At 58.1% G+C, this 22,810-nt stretch carries 22 protein-coding genes; 11 read left to right on the forward strand and 11 right to left on the reverse strand.

The window, feature by feature from the left end:
- A partial coding sequence (locus tag H9646_RS18345; protein ID WP_225213962.1) for a hypothetical protein occupies positions 1-232 on the forward strand: 232 nt, incomplete at its 5' end.
- 43 nt (positions 233-275) lie between these two features.
- Here the strand turns inward: H9646_RS18345 and gshB are convergent.
- The 6 genes from gshB to H9646_RS02700 form a co-directional block, all read right to left on the reverse strand.
- A complete protein-coding gene (gene gshB / locus H9646_RS02675) occupies positions 276-1,226 on the reverse strand; it encodes a glutathione synthase (RefSeq protein WP_191721805.1) in 951 nt (316 codons plus the stop codon).
- 47 nt (positions 1,227-1,273) lie between these two features.
- Positions 1,274-2,455 carry a benzoate/H(+) symporter BenE family transporter gene (locus H9646_RS02680; protein ID WP_191721806.1) on the reverse strand — a complete coding sequence of 394 codons (1,182 nt, stop codon included), beginning with the start codon at positions 2,453-2,455 and terminating at the stop codon, positions 1,274-1,276.
- 222 nt (positions 2,456-2,677) lie between these two features.
- Positions 2,678-3,979, reverse strand: a complete 1,302-nt coding sequence (gene gshA, locus H9646_RS02685) for a glutamate--cysteine ligase (protein WP_191721807.1) — start codon at positions 3,977-3,979, stop codon at positions 2,678-2,680.
- Positions 3,980-4,074: 95 nt separating this feature from the next.
- Positions 4,075-5,541 (reverse strand): TrkH family potassium uptake protein, encoded by a 1,467-nt coding sequence (locus H9646_RS02690; protein WP_191721808.1) that lies wholly within the window; start codon positions 5,539-5,541, stop codon positions 4,075-4,077.
- A 15-nt stretch (positions 5,542-5,556) separates the two neighbouring features.
- On the reverse strand, positions 5,557-7,014 hold the full coding sequence (trkA, locus tag H9646_RS02695; RefSeq protein WP_191721809.1) for a Trk system potassium transporter TrkA: 1,458 nt from the start codon (positions 7,012-7,014) through the stop codon (positions 5,557-5,559).
- A gap of 69 nt (positions 7,015-7,083) precedes the next feature.
- Positions 7,084-8,364 (reverse strand): glutamate-5-semialdehyde dehydrogenase, encoded by a 1,281-nt coding sequence (locus tag H9646_RS02700; protein WP_191721810.1) that lies wholly within the window; start codon positions 8,362-8,364, stop codon positions 7,084-7,086.
- Between the two features lie 97 nt (positions 8,365-8,461).
- On the opposite strand from H9646_RS02700, the gene H9646_RS02705 reads away from it, so the two are divergent.
- Positions 8,462-8,749, forward strand: a complete 288-nt coding sequence (locus tag H9646_RS02705) for a hypothetical protein (RefSeq protein WP_191721811.1) — start codon at positions 8,462-8,464, stop codon at positions 8,747-8,749.
- 104 nt (positions 8,750-8,853) lie between these two features.
- Here the strand turns inward: H9646_RS02705 and mnmA are convergent, their stop codons facing one another.
- Together mnmA and H9646_RS02715 are read right to left on the reverse strand one after the other, a co-directional pair.
- Entirely contained in the window at positions 8,854-9,975 is a 1,122-nt protein-coding gene (mnmA, locus tag H9646_RS02710) for a tRNA 2-thiouridine(34) synthase MnmA (RefSeq protein WP_191721812.1), read from the reverse strand.
- A 59-nt stretch (positions 9,976-10,034) separates the two neighbouring features.
- Positions 10,035-11,273: a mechanosensitive ion channel family protein gene (locus tag H9646_RS02715; protein ID WP_191722273.1), complete on the reverse strand. Its 1,239-nt coding sequence runs from the start codon at positions 11,271-11,273 to the stop codon at positions 10,035-10,037.
- A gap of 249 nt (positions 11,274-11,522) precedes the next feature.
- Here H9646_RS02715 and leuS point away from each other — a divergent pair, with 249 nt between their 5' ends.
- The 3 genes from leuS to holA are packed head-to-tail and all read left to right on the forward strand — an operon-like array spanning position 11,523 to position 15,835.
- Positions 11,523-14,228, forward strand: coding sequence for a leucine--tRNA ligase (gene leuS, locus H9646_RS02720; RefSeq protein ID WP_191721813.1), 2,706 nt, complete (start codon positions 11,523-11,525; stop codon positions 14,226-14,228).
- Between the two features lie 22 nt (positions 14,229-14,250).
- On the forward strand, positions 14,251-14,763 hold the full coding sequence (locus tag H9646_RS02725) for an LPS-assembly lipoprotein LptE (protein WP_191721814.1): 513 nt from the start codon (positions 14,251-14,253) through the stop codon (positions 14,761-14,763).
- A gap of 7 nt (positions 14,764-14,770) precedes the next feature.
- Positions 14,771-15,835 (forward strand): DNA polymerase III subunit delta, encoded by a 1,065-nt coding sequence (holA, locus tag H9646_RS02730; protein WP_191721815.1) that lies wholly within the window; start codon positions 14,771-14,773, stop codon positions 15,833-15,835.
- Between the two features lie 154 nt (positions 15,836-15,989).
- Here holA and H9646_RS02735 read toward each other — a convergent pair whose 3' ends face one another.
- Positions 15,990-16,910 carry a phosphoribosylaminoimidazolesuccinocarboxamide synthase gene (locus H9646_RS02735; RefSeq protein WP_191721816.1) on the reverse strand — a complete coding sequence of 307 codons (921 nt, stop codon included), beginning with the start codon at positions 16,908-16,910 and terminating at the stop codon, positions 15,990-15,992.
- Positions 16,911-16,979: 69 nt separating this feature from the next.
- Between H9646_RS02735 and H9646_RS02740 the strand changes: the two genes are divergently transcribed.
- The 4 genes from H9646_RS02740 to hprK all read left to right on the forward strand — a co-directional run bounded on the left by H9646_RS02740 (position 16,980) and on the right by hprK (position 19,257).
- A complete protein-coding gene (locus H9646_RS02740; protein ID WP_191721817.1) occupies positions 16,980-17,297 on the forward strand; it encodes a hypothetical protein in 318 nt (105 codons plus the stop codon).
- On the forward strand, positions 17,294-17,641 hold the full coding sequence (gene hpf / locus H9646_RS02745) for a ribosome hibernation-promoting factor, HPF/YfiA family (RefSeq protein ID WP_191721818.1): 348 nt from the start codon (positions 17,294-17,296) through the stop codon (positions 17,639-17,641). Before H9646_RS02740 ends, hpf begins: the two co-directional genes overlap by 4 nt.
- Positions 17,642-17,770: 129 nt before the next feature.
- Positions 17,771-18,238 carry a PTS IIA-like nitrogen regulatory protein PtsN gene (ptsN, locus tag H9646_RS02750; RefSeq protein ID WP_191721819.1) on the forward strand — a complete coding sequence of 156 codons (468 nt, stop codon included), beginning with the start codon at positions 17,771-17,773 and terminating at the stop codon, positions 18,236-18,238.
- 50 nt (positions 18,239-18,288) lie between these two features.
- Positions 18,289-19,257, forward strand: a complete 969-nt coding sequence (gene hprK, locus H9646_RS02755) for an HPr(Ser) kinase/phosphatase (protein WP_191721820.1) — start codon at positions 18,289-18,291, stop codon at positions 19,255-19,257.
- Between the two features lie 63 nt (positions 19,258-19,320).
- Here the strand turns inward: hprK and fur are convergent, their stop codons facing one another.
- A complete protein-coding gene (gene fur, locus H9646_RS02760; RefSeq protein ID WP_191721821.1) occupies positions 19,321-19,752 on the reverse strand; it encodes a ferric iron uptake transcriptional regulator in 432 nt (143 codons plus the stop codon).
- 152 nt (positions 19,753-19,904) lie between these two features.
- Here fur and H9646_RS02765 point away from each other — a divergent pair, with 152 nt between their 5' ends.
- Together H9646_RS02765 and dapB are read left to right on the forward strand one after the other, a co-directional pair.
- Positions 19,905-20,450 carry an outer membrane protein assembly factor BamE gene (locus H9646_RS02765; protein WP_191721822.1) on the forward strand — a complete coding sequence of 182 codons (546 nt, stop codon included), beginning with the start codon at positions 19,905-19,907 and terminating at the stop codon, positions 20,448-20,450.
- An 89-nt stretch (positions 20,451-20,539) separates the two neighbouring features.
- Positions 20,540-21,367, forward strand: coding sequence for a 4-hydroxy-tetrahydrodipicolinate reductase (gene dapB, locus H9646_RS02770; protein WP_191721823.1), 828 nt, complete (start codon positions 20,540-20,542; stop codon positions 21,365-21,367).
- A 76-nt stretch (positions 21,368-21,443) separates the two neighbouring features.
- Here dapB and H9646_RS02775 read toward each other — a convergent pair whose 3' ends face one another.
- Positions 21,444-22,790, reverse strand: a complete 1,347-nt coding sequence (locus tag H9646_RS02775) for a diguanylate cyclase (protein ID WP_191721824.1) — start codon at positions 22,788-22,790, stop codon at positions 21,444-21,446.
- Between the last annotated feature and the right edge of the window lie 20 nt (positions 22,791-22,810).

Below are 22,810 nucleotides of genomic sequence, written 5' to 3' on the forward strand. Positions count from 1 at the left end.
TCGCCTTCAAACGCCCACGCTTATCGGCTGTATCTTTTTAAAGAAACATCCCAAAAATCTCTTCTTGGAACTTAACCTCGCTGCGATCAGCGAAGCCTTGTATTGTAGCACCGTTTTCACAGCGCCTGCAAAAGAATTTTTAAAACTTCTTTTGCTTCACCGTAACGTCGTCGTTAGCAGCGAAGACCGCAATTCTAACCTGACTTTTGACGCCCGTCAGGGAATTCCCTAGAAATTCCTGCACCCGCCTTCCGGCGGGTGCTTTGAAGGCGTAATCAGGCAGCCAGAACAGCCTGCTCCAAGGCATCGACGAACAGCGCCGGGACATCACAACCCGTCTGCTGCTGGATCTCCTGGAAACACGTAGGGCTGGTGACGTTGATTTCCGTGACCTTGTCACCAATCACATCCAGACCTACCAGCAACAAACCACGCTGGGCCAAGATGGGACCCAGTTTTTCAGCGATGGCTTTGTCACTGTCGCTCAAGGGTTGCGCCACACCTTTACCACCCGCTGCCAAGTTACCGCGCACTTCACTGCCTTGAGGGATGCGGGCCAGGCAATACGGCACGGGCTTGCCGCCGATGATGAGGATGCGCTTGTCACCCTGCGCAATCGCAGGCAGGAACTTTTGCACCATGACGCTGGTGGCGCCTTGCTGGTTGAGTGTCTCGATGATGGAGCCCAGGTTCATGCCATCAGCGCCTACCCGAAAGATGCCCATCCCGCCCATGCCATCCAGAGGCTTCAGGATGATGTCCTGGTGCTGGGCGTGGAAGGCGCGAATGTCTTGAGGGTTGCGAGTGATGAGCGTAGGGCCCAGCACCTCGGGAAATTCCATGACCGCCATTTTCTCAGGGTGGTCACGCAGCGCAGCGGGCTTATTGAAGACCTTGGCACCTTCTCGCTCAGCCTGTCCAAGCATATGGGTGGTGTAGAAGAACTCGCTGTCAAAGGGGGGATCTTTGCGCATCAGCACGCCGTCAAAGCTGGCCAAGGGCTGCTGCTCTACAGACACTTCTTCGTACCAGTCTTGAAGGCTGCCCGTCAACCGTAGCTGGCGCACCTGCGCCATGACCTTGCCACCAACTTGCCAGCTGATGTCTTTAGGCTCTGTTGCAAAGACGGTGTGGCCCCGCTTTTGCGCCTCGCGCATCATGGCAAAGGTGCTGTCCTTTTTGGTGTTGAAGGTATCCAGCGGATCGGCAACGAAAAGAAATTGCATGGTTTGCAGGGTATCAACCCGTTCAGTGAAAAACAGAAAACGCAGCGTTACTTTGTACGCCAAGGGTTGTACTGTTGCACAAACAAGGCCAAACCACCTGCAACCACACCCCAGAATGCAGAGCCAACCCCGGCAATCACGATGCCGCTGAGCGTGACCAAAAAGGTGATGAGTGCGGGCTCGCGGCTGCTTTCTTGCTGCAACGCAACGACCAAGCCGCCACCGATGCTGCCCAGCAAAGCCAACCCCGCAATCGCCATGACCAGCTCTTTGGGGAAAGCGGCCAGCAAACCCGCCACGACGGCACCAAAGATGCCTATCACTACATAGAACAGCCCGCACCACACTGCGGCGGTATAACGCTTGGCTTTGTCGTTATGCGCCTCTGGCCCCATGCACATGGCGGCGGTAATGGCCGCCAAGTTGATGCCAAAGGCGCCAAAAGGCGCGAGCAGCAAGGTGGCAATTCCCGTCATGCCCACCAATTTAGAGATGGGCAGGTCATAGCCGGCAGAGCGAATGACCGCGACACCCGGCAAGTTCTGCGATGCCATGGTCACCACAAACAAAGGCAATGCCAAGCTGACGCAGGCCTGCCAAGAAAATACGGGTGCCGTCCACACAGGCATGGCCAATGACCACTGCACTTGCTCCCACTGCATCAGCCCACGGCTTGCGGCATAAGCAACACCTGCGAGCAACGTAGTCATGACGGCGTAGCGTGGCAGCACGCGACGCGAGAGCAAATACACCACCAGCATGAGCAGCACCAAAGGCAACGCGGTTTGCGCAGATTCAAACACCTGCAAGCCAAACCGGGCCAGCACACCGGCCAGCAAGGCGGCGGCAATGGATGCTGGAATGCGATCCATGAGCTTTTCAAACCAGCCGCTCAGACCAAACAGCGCAATCAGGGCCGCACTGACCATGAAGGCACCGACGGCCTCGGCCATCGAGAAGCCGCCCGTCACGCCTGCTGCCGCCAAAACGGCAGCCCCAGGTGTAGACCAAGCCACCATGACTGGTTTGCGCAAAATGAGTGACGGCACCGCACAGCACAAGCCGATACCCCAACCCAGCGCCCACATCCATGAACTGATTTGTGCAGGAGTAGCCCCAAAGGCCTGCGCCGCCTGAAAGATCAGAGCCACCGAACTGGTAACCCCCACCAGCACCGCCACAAAGCCAGCGCTCAGCGCGGACAGGCTGAAGTCTTTAAAAAATTGCATAGCTGCACATTGTGCGCAGACCGGCGGCTGTGCGCCATACCTGCAGGCACGCTACAGCGCACAGGTCATAAAAAAAGCGCGGGGCTTGCACCACGCGCTTTAGAAAATAAGAGCTACCAATGCTTTCTATATATAGATTTCAAATAGTTTTATATTTAAGACCTAAGCCACATGCGCGTTAATAGCTATTGTTTTTTCAGAACCCCGCAATACACCCCAGCGTCAGTCGTACACCTCGGCATCCGGGTTGGTCGCTTCCAGCTCATAGCTGGCAGACAGCATGGCCAGACGTGCAATCACGCCATACATGTAAAAACGGTTGGGAGCGCTGGCTCCGGGGTGCATGCCGGGCTGGGGCATGTGGGTGCTGTGCGCAAACGCCAAAGGCACATAGCTGGAGCCGGGCGCGTTCAGGTTCTCATCGACACCACGCTCAGGGTGCATGCGATAAAAGCCACCCACCACATAGCGATCCAGCGTGTAGACCACGGGCTCGGCCACGGCATCGTGCATGCGCTCAGAGGTTTGAACCCCCTCCTGGATGATGACGTCCTGCACCATCTGGCCGTCTTTGATGATGCCCATCTTGTTGCGCGCCTTCTTGGTCAGCTCATCGAGCTCCTTGGCGTCGCGCACTGTCATCACACCCATACCGTAGGTGCCGTTGTCCGCTTTGACGATGGCAAACGGCTTTTCCTTGATACCGTATTCCTTGTACTTGCGGCGCACCTTCGTCAGCAGCGCATCCACTTGCGCGGCCAGATTGTCCATGCCGGTGTTCGCACCTTCGGTGAAGTCCAGGCCTTCGGCTTTGGCAAACAGGGGGTTGATCAACCAATGGTCAATACCCAGCAGCTTGCCAAAACGCTTGGCCACCTCTTCGTAGCTCTGGAAATGACGGCTCTTGCGGCGCACGCTCCAGCCTGCATGCAACGGGGGCAGCAGGTACTGCTCGTACAGCTCTTCCAGAATGCCCGGCGCACCGGCCGACAGGTCGTTGTTGAGCAAAATGGTACAAGGATCAAAATGCTTGAGCCCAATGCGGCGCTTGGTGCGAATCACCGGCTCCAGCAGCACGGTTTCACCATTGGGCAGCTTGAGCTCTGTGGGCTTTTTGATGTCCGGACTGATCGAACCCAAGCGCGCATTCAACCCAGCCATCTTGAAGATGCGCTGCAGCTGTGCCAAGTTGCTCAGGTACGAAGGGTTGCGGTTGTAGTTCTCCGGAATGATCAGGAGGTTGCGCGCCTCGGGGCAGATCTTTTCGATCGCCGCCATGGTGGCCTGCACTGCCAAAGGCAGCATCTGGTCGGTCAGATTGTTCCAGTTGCCGGGGAACAGGTTGGTATCCACAGGTGCCAGCTTGAACCCCGAGTTACGGATATCCACCGAGCTGTAGAAGGGCGGCGTGTGCTCCATCCACTCCAAACGAAACCAGCGCTCAATCGCGGGCATGGAATCGATGATGCGCTGTTCTAGCTCGTTAATCGGGCCGGTCAAAGCAGTAATGAGATGTGGAACCATTTATGTCCTCAAACGACGGTGGTTGTGTAATTGTAGGGAGTCACAACAAAATTAAGTACTAACCCTTATTCCCCGAATCATACGCATGTGCTCACTCACCTTCTCCAGAATGCTGGAGTTAGCAGTGCCAGAAAGCTCAAAATCTCCAGTCTTCCTAACAACATACCTAAGGTGCAAACCCAAATTTGCAAGTCTGTCAGCGCCGCATAAGAGGATGTTGGCCCCACAGCCCCCAGCCCCGGCCCCACACAGTTCACACTCGCCACAACAGCTGAAAATGCGGTGAGAGGATCCAGATCCGTCAGCATGAGCACCATGCTGAGCAGCACAATCGTGCCGCCATAGACGAGCATAAAGGCCATAACCGCAAAAATCATGCGGTTATCCACAACGCGCCCGCCCATTACAACGGGTTGTACTGCGCGCGGGTGCACAAGTCTTGTCAGTTCACGCCGCGCCTGACTGAACAAAATCAGCATGCGCATCATCTTGATGCCGCCGCCCGTCGAGCCTGCGCTGGTCGCCATGCCCGACAAGATCAGCATGAACACCGGCGCAAACACTGGCCAGGTCAAATAATCTGCTGTCACAAAGCCGGTGGTCGTCGCCACTGACACGGTGTTGAACATCCCGTAGCGCAATGCATCCAGCGGGCTATAAATCCCTTTGACCCACAGCAGCAGCGCAACAAACAGTCCACCTGCCAGCAGCACCCCAACGGTGGCTCGCATTTCAGGGTCACGCCAGAACCCCCGCCAGTTGCCTTTGCGCATGGCCACAAAATACAGCGCAAAGTTGCAACTGGCCGCCACCATGAAGACAAAGGTAATGACTTCCAGCAGCGGTGATTTGAAATACGCCAAGCTGGCATCATGCGGCGACAAGCCACCCAGGCTCACCGTGGTGAACATATGCATCACAGCGTCCAGCGGTGTCATGCCTCCCAACCAAAATGCCACAAAGCAGCTGACTGAGAACACGGCATACACACCCCACAGCCCCTTGGCTGTGCCGGTGATACGTGGTGTGAGTTTGGTGTCTTTGACCGGCCCTGCAGCCTCTGCACGAAACAGCTGACTGCCCCCCACTCCCAGCAGCGGCAAGATAGCCACCGCCAAGATCAAAATACCCATGCCACCAATCCATTGAAGGAAAGTGCGCCAGATATTGAGTGAAACCGGCAGCGCATCCAGATTGGACAGCACCGATGAGCCCGCTGTAGTCAGCCCCGATACCGCTTCGAAATAAGCGTAGGTAAAAGACAGATCCAGTCCGAGCTGATTGTAAATCAGCATCATGGGCAAAGCGGCGCTCAAAGGCAGGCACACCCAGACCAAAGTTACCAAGATCACGCCATGCCGCGGCTGCAGCTCTTGCTTGTGGTGGCGCATGCAAAACCACATCAATAGCCCCAGCACCGCCGTGACTGCCATGGCACTGGGCCACGCTTGCCACATGCCATCTTCTAAAAACCACGAAGCCGCCATCGGCACATTCATGCTGAGGGCAAAAAACACCAGCAGCACGCCCAAGACGCGCAGAACTGGAAAGAGGTCTCGCATGGCGGGCTCCAGCGCTTAAAAGAAAGTGGCGCTCACGCGAAACAGGCGCTCCACCTCCTGCACCAAACGCTTGTTGGGCAGGAAGAACACCACATGGTCATTGCTTTCAATCACCGAATGGCTGCGCGGAATGATGACTTCGGGCTCCACCCCATCGGCCTGTGCACGAATGTCCTCTGTATCCGGAAGACCGCGAATGATCAGCCCAATGTGCACCTCCGGCGGCAACTTCAAATCACCCACCTTGCGTCCCACCACCTTGGAGTTTTTGCGATCTCCACGCGCCACAATTTCCAGCGCTTCGGCCACACCCCGTCGCAGGCTGTGCACGGCCTGCACATCACCTTTGCGCACGTGGGCTAAAAACTCACCCAGCATGGCCTGCGCAGGTGACAGCGCAATATCAATCTGCGTGCCGTGCATCAAATCGGCATAGCTGCGCCGGTTAATCAGTGCCAGCACGCGGCTGGCCCCCATGCGCTTGGCCAGCAGGCTGGCCATGATGTTGTTTTCGTCGTCTTCCGTCAGGGCCAGAAAGAGATCGGTCTCTTCAACGTTTTCTTCAAAGAACAAATCCTCATCCGTGTGGCTGCCCTGCAGTACCAGCACCTCGCTGGGCAACGCCGCCGCCAGCTGCTCGCAGCGCCGGGGGTCATCTTCAATGATCTTGATGATGAACTGGTCAGACTCGGCCGCCAGCTCCTGCGCCAATTGCAGGCTGACTTGTCCGCCACCCGCTATCAAAATGCGGCGGACAGCCCGCGCAGGCTGGTCGCTGGGGCGGTGAAAAGCATTCAACACTTCTTGCAAATGCTCGCGGGCTGCCAACACAAAGACTTCATCGCCAGGCTCAATGCGCGTAGCACCATCGCAGCGTACAAAACGGTCAGGCTCATCGGCAAAACGGCGGTAGATGGCCACAACGCGCAGCCCCAGATCTGGGTTGTGCATGCGCAAATCCCCAATGCGCATGCCTACTGCAGGTGCCCGTGCACGGGCACGCACCGAAGACAGGCACGCTCGCCCACCGGCAAACTCACGCACCTGCAGGGAGTCGGGGTACTCAATCAGTTTGCGGATGTAGCGGGTCAGAGAAGCCTCAGGGCAAATGATGGCGTCTACGGCAAAGCCATCGGTCCCCATCAAGGGCTGGTTCACATCAAAGCCGGATGAACGCACGCGTGCCACTCGCGTCGGAATACCAAAGACCATGTGCGCGATCTTGCAGCACACAAGGTTGGTTTCATCCTGGGCCGCGCAGGCAATCAGCAAGTCGGTATCTGCCGCACCGGCCTCCGCCAGCACCTGTTGATCAATGCCGTTGCCCACCACACCGCGCAGGTCAAAACGGTCTTGCAGCTCGGCCAGCCGCCCTGCATCGGTATCAATCACTGTGATGTCATTGCGCTCGGAGACCAGACTCTCTGCCACGCTGTAACCCACACGCCCCGCCCCCAAGATGATGATCTTCATGCCATTTTTCCGTCTTGCGCCGATGGCCAAAGAAAAAGGCAGCCGAAGCAGCCTTTTGGTTTGGAGCCTTTAACTGCGAACGTCGCCTTCGCCCAGTACCACGTATTTAAGGGATGTCAGCCCCTCAATGCCCACCGGACCGCGCGCATGGAATTTGTCAGTGCTGATGCCGATCTCTGCACCCAGGCCGTACTCAAAGCCATCGGCAAAGCGTGTGCTGGCGTTGACCATGACGCTGGCCGAATCCACCTCGCGCAAAAATCGCTGGGCATGCACATGGTCGCGAGTCAGGATGGCCTCGGTGTGACCGCTGGAGTACCGGTTGATGTGGGCAATGGCGGCATCCACACCAGCCACCACCTTCACGCTGATGATGGGTGCCAGGTATTCCTCACTCCAGTCCGCTTCGGTCGCGGCCACCAGCTTCAGGCCCTGCACCGCCTGCAAGATTGCCAGCGACTCGGGGCAGCCTCGCATCTCAACCCCTTTGGCAGCAAAGATGGCGCCAATTCTGGGCAGGAAAGTCTGCGCCACCGCACGTGCCACCAGCAAGCTTTCAGTGGCATTGCAGGGGCTGTACTTGTTAGTTTTGGCGTTGTCGGTCACCTTCACCGCCAGATCGATGTCACAAGGGTCGTCCACATAGGTGTGGCAATTGCCATCCAGATGCTTGATGACCGGCACCTTGGCTTCGCGGCTGATGCGTTCAATCAGACTCTTGCCACCCCGGGGAATGATCACATCTACATAGGCGGGCATGGCAATCAGCTGGCCGACCGCTTCGCGATCGGTGGTGGCGACCAGTTGCACGCCGTGCGCGGGCAAACCGGCCTCCTGCATGGCCTGCGCCACCAGTTTGGCCAAGGCCTTGTTCGACTCAATCGCCTCGGAGCCACCGCGCAATATGCAGGCGTTGCCGCTCTTGATACTCAGGCTGGCCGCTTCAATGGTCACATTGGGGCGGCTTTCAAAAATCATGCCGAACACACCGATAGGTACACGCATCTGGCCCACGCGGATACCGCTGGGCTGCTGCTTCATGCCCGTGATTTCGCCAATCACATCGGGCATCAGCGCCAGCTGCTCGCAGCCCTGGGCGCAGGTTTCCAGCACCTTGGGTGTCAGCCGCAAGCGATCCACCATGGGTGCAGCCAAACCGTTGGCCATGGCGCGTTCCAGGTCTTTGGCGTTATCGATCTGCAAAGCTTCTACGCTCTCGCGCAGCAAGCGGGCCAAGGCCAGCAGGGCTTTGCTTTTGGTAGCAGCATTGGCGCGCGCCATTTGGGCTGCAGCCACTTTTGCTTGCAAACCCAAGGTTTGCATGTATTCGGCAATGTTCAGCGCATTCATGCCACCATTCTCGCTGAGAAGTGCGTGGTGTTGCTGGAACAAGGCTGCGTCACTGGTTCTACACTGCAGCTACACCACCATTGCGCAGGAAACACCCATGACCGCCGAGACCCACGCCCTCGTTCAGCTGCAAGCATTGCAAGATGCCTTGCTGCGCTTTGAAGATGGCAGCATCAGTGCCTCTGCCCTCAACGAGCAAGCGCGCGCCTCACAGGCACTGCTTGCAGCGCTGCCCGAGCGCTATGCACCCGTGCTGCTGCAACTGCTGGACCGGCTGGAGTCCAGCGCCTTGTTTACCGAAGAAAGCTGCTCTTTCAGTCAAGCTGATTTACACGAGCATTTGCGCGGCTGGCTGGACAAAGCACGGGCGCAGTTGGGCATGTAAACCATCGCTGCCAGCGCTTGCTGCGTATGCGCCTGCAGTCGATTTGATCAAGACTTGATCAAAAAAAGGCAGCCTCAGCTGCCTTGAATGTACGAAGGGTTCGATCAATCCTTGGGGTCAACCGCAGCGATGATGCCGCCGCCCAGGCACACCTCGCCGTCATACAGCACGGCCGACTGGCCAGGCGTGACGGCCCACTGTGCTTCGGGGAAATCCAGACGAAAGTGGCTGCTGGTTGCCGCGCTCGTGATGACAGCGGGTGAGTCCGGCTGGCGGTAACGGGTTTTAGAGCCGTAAGTGCCCGCAGCCGGCGGATGCCCGGCCACCCAGCTGGCGCTGTCTGCGTCCAGCCGGTGCGACAGCAGCATAGGGTGGTCGTGCCCTTGCACCACGCGCAGTACGTTCTTTTCCATCTCTTTGGCCGCCACAAACCACGGTGCGTGGTCACCCTCGCCGCGGGCAGCCCCCTTTTCCTTGACACCGCCAATGCCCAGACCCGAACGCTGACCCAAGGTGTAAAAGCTCAGCCCCACGTGTTTTCCCAGGCGGCGGTTACGGTCATCCAGCATCCAGCCCGGCTCTTTGCTGATGTAACGATTCAAGAACTCACGGAAAGGGCGCTCGCCAATGAAGCAGATGCCGGTGGAGTCTTTCTTCTTGGCATTGGGCAGGCCGATTTCTTCGGCAATCCGGCGCACTTCGATCTTGCACAGCTCGCCCACGGGGAACATGGCCTTGGACAACTGCGCCTGACTGAGGCGATGCAAAAAGTAGCTCTGGTCCTTGCTGTTGTCCACGCCCTTGAGCAACTCGAACAGGCCGGTGTCCGCATTCTGGCGCACACGGGCGTAATGACCGGTGGCTATTTTGTCGGCACCCAAGCGCATGGCATGGTCCAAAAATGCCTTGAACTTGATCTCGGCATTGCACAGCACATCAGGGTTCGGGGTGCGCCCGGCTTGGTATTCGCGCAAAAACTCGGCAAATACGCGGTCTTTGTAGTCAGCGGCGAAGTTGACATGCTCAATCTCAATGCCCAGCACATCGGCCACGCTGGCCGCATCCAAGAAGTCTTGCCGGCTGGAGCAAAACTCGCTGTCATCGTCATCTTCCCAGTTCTTCATGAAGATGCCGACCACGTCGTGCCCTTGCTGCTTGAGCAAATGGGCCGTCACTGCTGAATCTACGCCGCCGGACAGGCCAACGACTACACGGTGCTTAGTCATAGCTTGAAATTATCTCTGGGCACCCGCTTGTGCGTGCGGGTGCGGGTTTAGAGCCACTCTCAGGGGTGCTCGGGTTCGTCATGGCTCAGCGCATGCACGATCTGGCGGTTGCTGTAGTCCGATGAGCGCTGGTACAGCGACAGGCCAAACAGCGGCAGCACCCCGATCAGGTGGTCAAAGATCTCGCCCTGAATGCCTTCGTACTCCACCCACACCGTGGTGCTGGTGTAACAAAACAGCTGCAAGGGAATGCCTGTGGGCGATGGCTCCAGCGTGCGTGCCAGCAAAAACATGCCCGGACCCTTGGCAATGCGCGGATGCGCCAGCAAATACGCATAGGCATAGGCTTTGAAGGCAGCCAGATTGGTCACCATCTCTGGTGCAATCGCCTGCAAAGGCATGGCGTGCTCTGCCGATTCCGGCTGAGCAAGCAACCCATCGCGTTCATTCCAGTAGCTTTTGAGCAAGTCAATGCCCGTCAACGCCCTGCGCTCTTCGGCGGTCAGCAAATGCACGGTGGCGGCATCAATATGCAGCGCACGCAAAATGCGGCGGCCCCCGGCATCAAACATGCCGCGCCAGTTCTTAAAACTCTCGCTCATCAACTTCCACGTGGGAATGGTGGTGATGGTCTTGTCCCAGTTCTGCACCTTGACGGTGTTCAGCGCAATGTCCACCACAAAGCCGTCTGCCCCCACCTGGGGCATTTCAATCCAGTCGCCCACGCGCATCATGTCGTTGGAAGACAGTTGCACCCCGGCCACAAATGACATGATGGTGTCCTTGAAGACCAGCATCAAGACGGCCGACATGGCACCCAGTCCCGAGAGCAGCAGCAGCGGCGAGCGATTCAAAACACTGGCCACAATCAGCAGCCCACCCAGCCCATAGGCCAGCAGCTTGCCCAATTGCACATAACTTTTGATAGAGCGCGACTGGGTGGCCTTGGGGCCATCATGGCGGTCATGGGCCTCGTTGATCTCGCTGAGCAAGGCCGTGAAGGCGCGCACGATGTGATAGATGGTGAAAGCCGCAGCCGCATTGCCGATAGCTGTTGTTGCCGTAGCAGGCAATTGCTGCACCCAGCCGATACCCAGCTGCACCACCACCGAAGGCACAATCTTGGCAATGCGCACCAGCACATGGTCGTGCAGCAAAATTTGCGCCCAGCCCAGCGGCATGGTGTTGCGCCACATGCGCACAAAATGAAACAGCACGCCTTGCGCAATAAAACGCGAGACGATCGCCAGCAGGGCCAGCAGCATCAAACCGCTGGTCGCTTGGGCCCAAGGCTCCATATCGGCATACAGCGCAAAAATAGACGAAGACACACTCACCGAAGCTCACCTCTTCACCGCAACGCCTTGGCACTGCGGAGTTACAAAACATAAAAACAGGCACGAAAAGCGGCCATGAAAAAACGGCCATTCGGCCGCAGAGGCGCAGAGGGCTGCGGGGGTGTCAGCCCATGACAGCGGTAAGCTGCGCCCAAGCGCCTAAAATCTACGCGAAGCAGTATTGTGACTGCAGCACCACCAACCAGTTCCATGCAAGACAAATACAACCACATTGAGGTCGAGCGCGCCGCACACGACCACTGGACCGCCACCGATGCCTATCGCGTCGTAGAAGACAGCAACAAGAAGAAGTTCTACGCCTGCTCCATGCTGCCCTACCCCAGCGGCAAGCTGCACATGGGCCACGTGCGCAACTACACCATCAATGACATGCTCACGCGCCAGCTGCGCATGAAGGGCTACAACGTCTTGATGCCCATGGGCTGGGATGCGTTTGGTCTGCCTGCAGAAAACGCAGCGCTCAAGAACAAAGTGCCACCAGCCAAGTGGACGTACGACAACATCGCGTACATGAAGAACCAGATGCAGGCGATGGGTCTGGCCATCGACTGGAGCCGCGAAATCACCACCTGCGACCCCGAGTACTACAAGTGGAACCAGTGGCTGTTCCTGAAAATGCTGGAAAAAGGCATTGCCTACCGCAAGACCCAGGTGGTCAACTGGGACCCGGTGGACCAGACCGTACTGGCCAACGAGCAGGTGATTGACGGGCGCGGCTGGCGCACTGGCGCGCCGGTTGAAAAGCGCGAGATTCCGGGCTACTACCTGGCCATCACCAACTACGCCCAGGAGCTGCTGGAGCACGTACAAGTGGGCAACGACAAGGCCACCCTGACTGGCTGGCCCGACAAGGTGCGCCTGATGCAGGAGAACTGGATTGGCAAAAGCGCCGGCGTGCGCTTTGCGTTCACCCACGACATCAAGGACGCTGCTGGCAAGCTGATTGACGACGGCAAGATGTACGTCTTCACCACGCGTGCCGACACCATCATGGGCGTCACGTTCTGCGCCGTGGCCGCTGAGCACCCCTTGGCACAGCACGCTGCAGCCAGCGCCCCAAAGCTGGCCGCCTTCATTGAAGAGTGCAAAAAGGGCGGAACGACTGAGGCAGAGCTGGCCGTCAAGGAAAAAGAGGGCATGCCCACGGGCCTGTTCGTAACTCACCCCATCACTGGCAAGCAGGTGCAAGTCTGGGTGGGCAACTATGTGCTGATGAGCTATGGCGACGGTGCCGTCATGGGCGTGCCTGCCCACGACGAACGCGACTTTGCCTTTGCCAAGAAGTACAGTCTGCCCATCGAGCAAGTGGTAACGGTAGAGGGCCAGACCTTCAACACCGACGCCTGGCAAGAGTGGTATGGCGACAAGCAAAAGTGTGTCTGTATCAACTCTGGTGCGCTCAACGGCCTCAACCAGGTGCAAGCTGTGGACAAGGTGGCCGAACTGCTGGCCACCAAAAATCTGGGCGAAAAGAAGACCACCTGGCGTCTGCGCGACTGGGGTGTGAGCCGCCAGCGCTACTGGGGAACACCCATCCCGATCATCCATTGCGAAGATTGTGGCGCCCAGCCTGTGCCTGAAAAAGACCTGCCCGTGGTGCTGCCGCAAGACCTTGTGCCCGATGGCTCAGGCAACCCGCTGGTCAAGTCAGAGTCCTTCCACGCTGGCGTGGTCTGCCCCTGCTGCGGCAAGAGCGCCCGCCGCGAAACCGACACGATGGACACCTTCGTGGACAGCTCGTGGTACTTCATGCGCTATTGCGACGCACAGAACAGCGAGAAAATGGTGGCCGAGGGTGCCGACTACTGGATGCCCATGGACCAGTACATCGGCGGCATTGAACACGCCATCTTGCACCTGCTGTACGCACGCTTCTGGACCAAGGTGATGCGCGATCTGGGTCTGGTGAAGGTCGATGAGCCCTTCACCCAGTTGCTGACGCAAGGCATGGTGCTCAACCACATCTACAGCCGCCGCACCGCAAAGGGCGCCAAGGAATACTTCTGGCCCAAGGACGTGGAACACGTGCTGGACGAAGGCGGCAAGATCACTGGTGCCAAGCTCAAGGTGGCAGTGGACAGCGCCGACGGCATGCTGCCCGTGGGCACAGCCATTGACTACGAGGGCGTGGGCACCATGTCCAAGTCCAAGAACAACGGTATCGATCCGCAAGAGCTGATTGAAAAGTACGGCGCTGACACCGCACGTCTGTACACCATGTTCACCGCGCCGCCCGAGCTGACGCTGGAGTGGAACGACGCTGGCGTAGAGGGCAGCTACCGCTTCCTGCGCCGTGTGTACAACTTTGGCCACAAGCTGCTGGGCGTGAACTACACCCCCGCCATCATGCTGGCGCTGGGCCTGGACAGCCTGGATGATGTGCAGTTTGACAAGGATGCCAAGGCCCTGCGACTGGAGATTCACACCGTGCTCAAGCAGGTGGACTATGACTACCAGCGCATGCAGTACAACACCGTAGTGTCGGGTGCGATGAAGATGATCAACGCGCTGGAAGGCTTCAAGGCGACGCACACCGCCGACGGCCAGATCGCCATGATCGAAAGCTTCGGCATCTTGCTGCGCGTACTCTACCCCGCCACCCCTCACCTGACCCACATGCTGTGGAAGGCGCTGGGCTACGCCAACAAGCAAGGCGACATTCTGGATGCATCCTGGCCCGAGGTAGACCCCAAGGCGCTGGTGCAAGATGAGCTGGAGCTGGTGCTGCAGGTCAACGGCAAGCTGCGTGGCTCCATCCGCGTGCCTGCCTCGGCCGACAAGGCGCAGATCGAAGCCGTGGCTTTGTCCAACGAAGACGCGCTGAAGTTCACCAACGGCGCAGCACCCAAGAAGGTGATCGTGGTGCCTGGCCGCCTGGTCAACATCGTCGTCTAACGCAACCCCAAGGATGCACGCCATGCGCAAACGTACGCTGCTTTCTCTGATGGCCCTGGCCCCTGTGGTCAGCGCCTGCGGCTTTCGCCTGCGTGGCGCGCCGTCCTTCCCGTTCTCGACTCTGTTCGTCCGAGCGCCCGAGGGCTCTCCCTTTACGCGCGAAGTACTGCGCAACCTGGCCACCGCGGGCGGCAACCTCACAGTGATCTTGCCACCCGCCAAAGCCGATACCGCAGAGGTCACCTTGTTTTTGCTGGGCGAGCGCCGTCAGCGCGTAATTTTGGCCAAAACCGCCTCAGGCCAGGTGCGTGAAGTGGAGCTGCGCCTGTTTGCCCGCTTCAAGCTAGTTGACAGAGAAGGCCGCGTCTGGATTGAAGACACAGAAATGCAGCAAAAGCGCGAGATGAGCTTCAACGAATCTCTGGCCCTGGCCAAGGACGAAGAAGAAGCCGCGCTCTACCGCAACATGTACTCCGATCTGGCACAACAGCTGCTGCGCCGTCTGGCAGCCGCTCACGCGCCTGCGGCTGATTAACTTTCGCATGCAACTGGCTCTGAACCAACTGGCCGCACACCTGCAAAAAGGTTTGCGGCCTTTGTACACCCTGCACGGCGATGAGCCACTGCAAGCGCAGGAGGCGGCGGATGCGATCCGCGCCGCTGCACGTGCTGCTGGCCACACCGAGCGCAGCGTGCATACCGTGCAAGGCGCGCATTTTGACTGGAGCAGCGTGCTCGCCGCTGGTGGCTCGCTCAGCCTGTTTGCCGACAAGCAGCTGGTCGAAATTCGCATTCCTTCCGGCAAACCCGGCAAAGACGGCAGCTCCGCCATACAGCAGCTGGCCAGTTCGGCTGCACACGATGAAAACACGCTGACCATCATCACTCTGCCCCGCATGGATGCGGCCACCAAAAAAGGTGCATGGTTTGGCGCACTGGATGCCAATGGCGTCACCATCCAGATCGATGCCATTGAACGCGCCGCCCTGCCAGGGTGGATTGCACAGCGCCTGGCACAGCAAAACCAGCGTGTGGCGTCGGGCGAAGAAGGCCAGCGCACGCTGCAGTTCTTTGCCGACCGCGTCGAAGGCAACTTGCTGGCGGCGCATCAGGAGATTCAAAAACTCGGCTTGCTGCAACCCGCAGGCGAGCTGAGCTACGAAGTTGTGGAGCAAGCCGTGCTCAACGTCGCCCGCTACGACGTCTTCAAGCTGTCCGAAGCCGTGCTGTCGGGCAATCTGCCACGTGTGGTGCGCATGCTCGACGGGCTGCAAGCCGAAGGCACGGCCGAAGTGCTGGTGCACTGGACGCTGTCTGAAGACATCCGCAACCTCAAACGCGTGAAAGATGCACTGGCCAGTGGGCAGCCGCTGCCCATGGTGCTGCGCAGCTTGCGCATCTGGGGGCCCAAAGAAAAACTGTTTGAGCGCATCGTGCCCCGCCTGACGCCCAATGCCGCCGTACGTCTGCTGCATTCCGCGCATGTGGTCGATGGCATCGTCAAAGGTTTACCGGCTGACGGCTGGCCCCGAGACGGCTGGCAAGCACTGCGCAAACTGGCCACCGACGTCGTCACAGCCTTGCAAGCCACGCCTTCACGCAGATAAAAAGAGAGCATTCGTCGCTTAAACAATAAGCTTTTCAAATACTTTTTATATCGAAAACAAGGCTGGGAAAGCGCTAACAGCTCTTCTTTTAAAAAGCTTTCACAAAAAAAGCAGCCTCAAGGCTGCTTTTTTACGTACCTGCAAGGGCGACCCCTCAGGCAGTCAGTCGTTGCAGCGCTTCGCGGTACTTGGCGGCGGTCTTATCGATCACTTCCTGCGGCAGGCGGGGTGAAGGCGCTGTCTTGTCCCACAGCTTGCCATTGACCTTGGCCTGCTCGAGCCAGTCGCGCACAAACTGCTTGTCGTAGCTGGGCGGGTTCACACCTGCCTTGAGCGCATCTTCGTAGCCTTCCACGGGCCAGTAGCGCGAGCTGTCGGGTGTCAGCACCTCGTCCATCAGCACCAGCTCGCCGTCATCGGTCAGACCAAACTCAAATTTGGTATCCGCAATGATCATGCCCTTGGTCAGCGCAATCTCTGCCGCTTCTTTGTAAATACGGATTGCGGTGTCGCGAATTTTGGCGGCCAGCTCCTCGCCCACCATTTCTACCGTGCGTTCGTAGGTGATGTTTTCGTCGTGATCGCCCATCTCTGCCTTGGCAGCAGGGGTATAGATGGGTTCAGGCAACTTGGCCGAGTTCACCAGGCCCGCTGGCAGCTTCACGCCACATACGGCCTGGTTTTCCTGGTATTCCTTCCAGCCGCTGCCGGCCAGATAGCCGCGCACCACCGCTTCAATCATGATGGGCTTGAGGCGCTTGACCAGCATGGAGCGGCCCTGCACCTGCTTGACTTCCTCAGGCGTCACTACGGACTCGGGCGCTTCACCGGTCAGGTGGTTCGGGCAGATGTGCCCCAGCTTGTCAAACCAGAACAGCGCCATCTGCGTCAGCAGCACCCCCTTGCCCGGAATGGGCTCGCCCATGATTACATCGAAAGCCGACAGACGGTCAGACGCCACCATCAAAATTCGATCATCGCCCACGGCGTAGTTGTCACGTACCTTGCCGCGAGCCAGCAGCGGCAGCGAGGTGATGTTGGAAGTGTGCAAAGCAGAAGTCGTGGACTGTGTCATGAGAGGGCAGACAAAAGGAGGTCGGAACGTGGCAGGGCCATCAGCGACAGGCTAACAGGCGGTGCTCCGATGCAGGATTTTAGAGCCGGACTGGCGCGCAAAAAGCTGACAATCGCGACTGCTTCGATGTCAATGCCGATCATGAATGGCAGCAAACGCACAGTGCAGCCCTCAGCAAAAACAGCTTATTTTGCGCTGAATTTGCGCTTCCGTCTGCAGGGCGCCCATTCCCCAGCAAAGCGTGCCGAAATGCCGTTGCACAGGCCCGGCAAGAGGCGCATAGTGGTGGCAAGCGACGAATGCGCATTCAACCGCCCCTTTCCGCACAGCACACTGGTGTGCGGTCACAGCTTTGCGAACCTGAAAGCACAGGAGGTTGATTCATGAACCTAACCATCAGCGGCCACCATCTCGAAGTAAGCCCTGCACTGCGCGCCTACGTTGTCTCCAAACTGGAGCGCGTATTGCGCCACTTTGACCAGGTCATCCACATCAAGGTACTGCTGTCCAAGCACAACGAATCGCAGAAAGAGCGTCGCCAGCGTGCTGAATGCAGCATTCTCATCAAAGGCAATGCGCTGCATGCCGGCAGCAAGCACCTGAACCTTTACGCCGCCATTGACGAACTGGTAGACAAGCTTGACCGCCAGGTAATGGGACATAAAACCCGAGTCCAAGGCTGGCGCAGCGCCCCGGTTAAGCGGGAATTGAGTACCATCGAGCTCCATTGAGGTGCAAAGCCTTTTGCTTGTGCGAAGATTTAGGTAAAGTCCTCAATGAGAGGCCGCCGGTTGGCGGCCTTTTTGCTCCCACGCACCTGCCAGACATTTTCGGCTCGGGCGATGCATAATAGTTTTCAAATGAACCGTCTTGCCTCCATTTTGTCGCCCGCTCAAGTGCTTGTGAGCGTTGATGCCACCAGCAAAAAACGCGCTTTCGAAGAAGCTGGGCTCTTGTTTGAAGGGCTGCATGGTCTCTCGCGTGCATTGATCACTGACAGCCTGTTCGCCCGCGAGCGCCTGGGCTCCACGGGTTTGGGACATGGTGTAGCCATTCCCCATGGTCGCATCAAGGGTTTAAAGGCCCCGATGGCCGCCGTATTTCAACTGGCGCGCCCGATTGGCTTTGATGCACCTGACGAGCAATCGGTGCAGTTGCTTATCTTTCTGCTGGTGCCTGAAGCTGCCACCCAGCAACACCTGGAAATCCTGTCCGAAATTGCCGAACTGCTGAGCGACAGCAATCTGCGTGAATCGCTCAAAAACGCCACCTACGCTGAAGCCCTCTACCAGTTGATCGCCGACTGGAAATCCACCGCAGCCTCCTAACCACCCGCCTTGCCGGTGCATCAGGCTGGCAAGGCCTTTAAGCCTCGCCCATGCGCCACAAAGCCATCAACGCCAACCGGCTTTTCGAAGCTTTCCGTGAAACCTTGCGCTGGGAATGGCTGGCAGGCCTGGGCGCTTCAGAGCGCCGTTTCGATGAAATAGCGGTGCGCTCTGCGCGCTCTGGCGCTGACCTCGTTGGCTACCTCAACTACATCCACCCCTATCGCCTGCAAGTGCTGGGCGAACGCGAGGTGGCATACCTGCTCAACGCCACGCCCGAAGACTGTGCGCGCCGCATTGGCCGCATCGTCAATCTGGAGCCTCCCGTTTTAGTGCTGGCAGATGGCCAGCAAGCGCCTCCAGCGCTGCTCACCATGTGCGAGCAGGCACAGATTCCCATGTTCTCCACGGCAGAAGCATCTGCGTTTGTGATTGATGTACTGCGTGCATATCTGTCCAAGCACTTTGCCGACCGCACCACCATGCACGGGGTGTTCATGGACATCTTGGGCATGGGAGTCATGATCACCGGCGAATCAGGCTTGGGTAAAAGTGAACTGGGGCTTGAGCTGATCACGCGTGGCAACGGACTGGTGGCCGACGATGCGGTGGACCTGTACCGGATCAACCAGACCACCATTGAAGGCAAGTGCCCTGAGTTGCTGCAAAACTTGCTGGAAGTGCGCGGCATCGGCTTGCTCGACATCCGCGCCATCTTTGGGGAAACGGCCGTGCGTCGCAAAATGCGGCTCAAGCTCATCGTTCATCTGGTACGCAAAGAAACCATGGAGCGGGAATATGAGCGTCTGCCGCAAGAGCCACTGACCCAGGATGTGCTGGGCATTTTGGTGCGCAAGGTGGTCATTCCTGTGACTGCAGGCCGCAACATTGCCGTACTGGTCGAGGCCGCTGTGCGCAACAGCATCTTGCAACTGCGTGGCATCGACACTTATCAGGAGTTTGTGGAGCGCCACCGCAAAGCCATGGAACGCGACATGGGCAAAGGCGCAGGCCATTGAGCCCCAAAATACAAAAAGGCATTCCGTGGGAATGCCTTTTTTCAGTGCGTTTTACCGCGCAAGTCAGCGCTTGTTGGTGGCCTTGCTGGAACAGGCGGCGCACTGTCCATACAGGGACATGGAGTGGTCCTGAATGCTCCAGCCCATCTGATCGGCAATCATTTGCTGACGCTTTTCAATTTCAGGGTCGTAAAACTCTTCCACCTTGCCGCAGGAAGTGCACACAAAGTGGTCATGGTGCTGACCTTCATTCAACTCGTAAACGGCCTTGCCGCTTTCAAAGTTGCTGCGCAGCAAGATGCCGGCTTGTTCAAACTGCGTCAGTACACGGTATACCGTTGCCAGGCCAATGTCTGAGCGCTCATCCAGCAGCACACGGAAGACATCTTCTGCGGTCATGTGGCGTTGCTTTCCAATTTGGAAAATCTCCAAAATTTTCAGACGCGGCAGTGTCGCTTTCAGGCCCGTGCTTTTAAGGTCTTCAATGTTCTTCATGGCGTAATTGGAGAGTGGCTGTTTGGCGCTAGCTTACGACAGCTAGCCTCAGACATCAAAACGGCCAGTTCATAGCAGGGCCAAACTTGCGTAAGCCCAAACAAAAACCTGCCGCTACAATGGTGCAGATCATATCCTTTGACCGATTACCCATGCATGTACAAGCTCGTTGTCGCCTCCGTGTGGCGTTGACTCTGTCTCTAGCCTCACTCTTGGCTGCATGCAGCAGCGTTGGTGAAACCACACGCAATGCCATGAGCGCCATCACACCTTACAAGGTGGAAGTGGTGCAGGGCAATTTTGTTTCTCGTGAACAGGTGCAAGCTTTGCAACCGGGCATGAGCCGCCAGCAAGTGCGCGAGATCTTGGGCACACCGCTGTTAACCAGCGTGTTCCACAACGATCGCTGGGAATATGTGTTCACCATCAAGCGCCAAGGCGTGCAGGAACAAAACCGCAAGCTGGCCGTGTTCTTCGACGGTGAGCGGTTTGTCCGCGCAGAGGGCGATGAAATGCCATCCGAGTCCGAATTCGTTGCCGCGTTGGGCAAACCCATCGGCAAGCTGAAGATTCCGAACCTGCAAGCCACGGAAGAACAGCTGGCTAAGTTTCCTGCTGCCAAGAACAAAGCTGCAGATACTGTGACCGAAGAAACCGCACAGCCTCAGCGCAGCTACCCGCCACTGGAAAGCCGCTAACGCAGCCGCCTCTCTGCGCTGCTGTGCACAAGCCGCTCCGCCATCAGCGCTGAGCGGCTTTGTACGTTTGACACACTGACTGGATTGTTATGACCTCGACTTCTTCCCCCACCACCCCTTTGCGTGTCGCCGTAGCCGGTGCCTCAGGCCGCATGGGCCGCATGCTGGTGGAGGCTATTCAAAACAGTGGCGACTGCGTACTGACTGCTGCGCTGGACTTGCCCGGCAGCCCGGCACTGGGCATGGATGCTGCCGCCTTTCTGGGCCAGACCAGCGGCGCTGTGATTGAAAGTGACCTGAAGAGCGCCTTGTCCAAAGCGGACTTTCTGATCGATTTCACCCGCCCGCAAGGTACGCTGGCTCATCTGGCTGTGTGTGCACAGCTGGGCGTGAAAGCGGTGATCGGCACCACCGGGTTCAGCGAAGAGGAAAAAGCGCAGATCGCCGCCTTTGCACAGCAGACAGCCATCATGCTGGCCCCCAACATGAGCGTGGGCGTCAACGTGACATTGAAGCTGCTGGAGATGGCTGCCAAGGCGCTGGATACGGACTACGACATCGAAATCATCGAAGCCCACCACAAGCACAAGGTCGATGCGCCTTCTGGCACCGCGCTCAAGATGGGTGAGGTGATTGCACAAGCCCAGGGCACACAGCTGCAAGACCGTGCGGTGTATGAGCGATTTGGCCATACGGGCGAGCGCAAGGAAAACACCATTGGCTTTGCCACGGTGCGGGGCGGAGACATCGTGGGCGACCACACGGTGCTGTTTGCCGGCACGGGAGAGCGCATCGAGATCACCCACAAGTCCAGCAGCCGCTCGACCTATGCGCAGGGCAGCTTGCGCGCCGTGCGCTTCCTGGCCAGCCAGAACACGGGCCAGTTCGACATGTTTGACGTGCTGAATCTGCGTTAAGCACGCGCCCCCTTCACCAACGACAAAGCCTGCAGCATTACTGTTGCAGGCTTTGTTTTTGGCCGCTTTGACCGTTTTAGGCGCTGACCACGCGATTGCGGCCTTCGTTCTTGGCCCGGTAGAGTGCCTCGTCACTTTCACGAAGTATCCGCTGGTAGTCCGGATGGCCATCAAAAGAGGCCACCCCTGCACTGATCGTGATGTTCCTGCGTTCGTTCTGCGGCAGATGGAACACCTCCCGCTCAATATGGGCGCGCAGTTTTTCTGCCACGCTGGCCGCACCGGTGGCAGGCGTGTCCACCAGCAGCATCAAGAACTCTTCCCCCCCCAGACGGAAGAGGTAATCTCCACCCCGAATGTTGTTGCTGAGCGTTAGCGCCACTTGCTGCAGCACCATGTCGCCGCCTTCGTGGCCATGCTGGTCATTGATGCGCTTGAAATGGTCGATATCAATGCTGACGATACTGAACGTCGAGGCATGTTTGCGCGCGTAGGCCACCTCTTTGGACAGCACCACAGGCAAGAATTTGCGGTTGAGCAACTGGGTCAAGACATCACGCCCTGCATCCAGTTCGCTGTTTTGGGTAAACAGAGACTCCAAGTTCATCGCAATGTGGCGCGATTGCTCACGCAACTGCAGCAGCGGCAAGCCCACATCTGCGCCCTTGGCCTGCATCAGGGCCGGCAGCAAGTGACTGTCGATTTGTTCAATCGCATCCAGGATGCTCTGCGTTGCCGGAGCACCGTTGAAAATGTCCACACCTTTGTGGCGGAACCACAGGCCAAAGTCAGAGGTCGACAAGCTGCTCAGCGGCTGGTTACCTGCCCCCATGGCATGCAGATACAGGCATTGGTTTTCCCAGTCCAGCAGTTCTGCACGGCGCTGCTCGCGCACGGTCGCCAAGTTTTGTGTGACAGAAAATAAACGGTAGGCCTCTGTGGTGCGCGCGTTGCGATCGCGTGAGATGGCATAACCTTGCGACATGGCCTCCATGGCGTGGTCAATCAGGGTGGCCGCCATTTGCATCGCCTCGGCATAGTCAGTTGCGGCCTCTTGCCTCAACACGGCCCGCAAACCCTCTTTCAGACTGCGTGCACCACGCAGCACCAGATGCACCGGGACATCGATGCGTGCATGGACTTCACCAATCTTGACCTGGTGCGCAACCAAGGCACCCAAGTCATCGTCAACCTGTGCACTCAGAACTTGGACAATCCACCGGCGCATGGAACCCATCAAGCGGGACTGCACCTGCTCATGGGACAGCAGCCCTGAGGCTGCTTCATCTTCCAGCATGGCGCTGTAAAAATGCTCTGCCAAAACTTGATTGTGGGTTTGTGCAATCTGCGCCAATACAGCGCTGGATTCAGTATCAAAGCCCAGCAGCAAGCGGCGCCATTCGTTGGCGTAGAAAGAAAACATGGCAACAGCACGCAGAACGC

It is taken from the genome of Comamonas avium, assembly GCF_014836675.1.
Lineage (GTDB): Bacteria > Pseudomonadota > Gammaproteobacteria > Burkholderiales > Burkholderiaceae_C > Comamonas > Comamonas avium.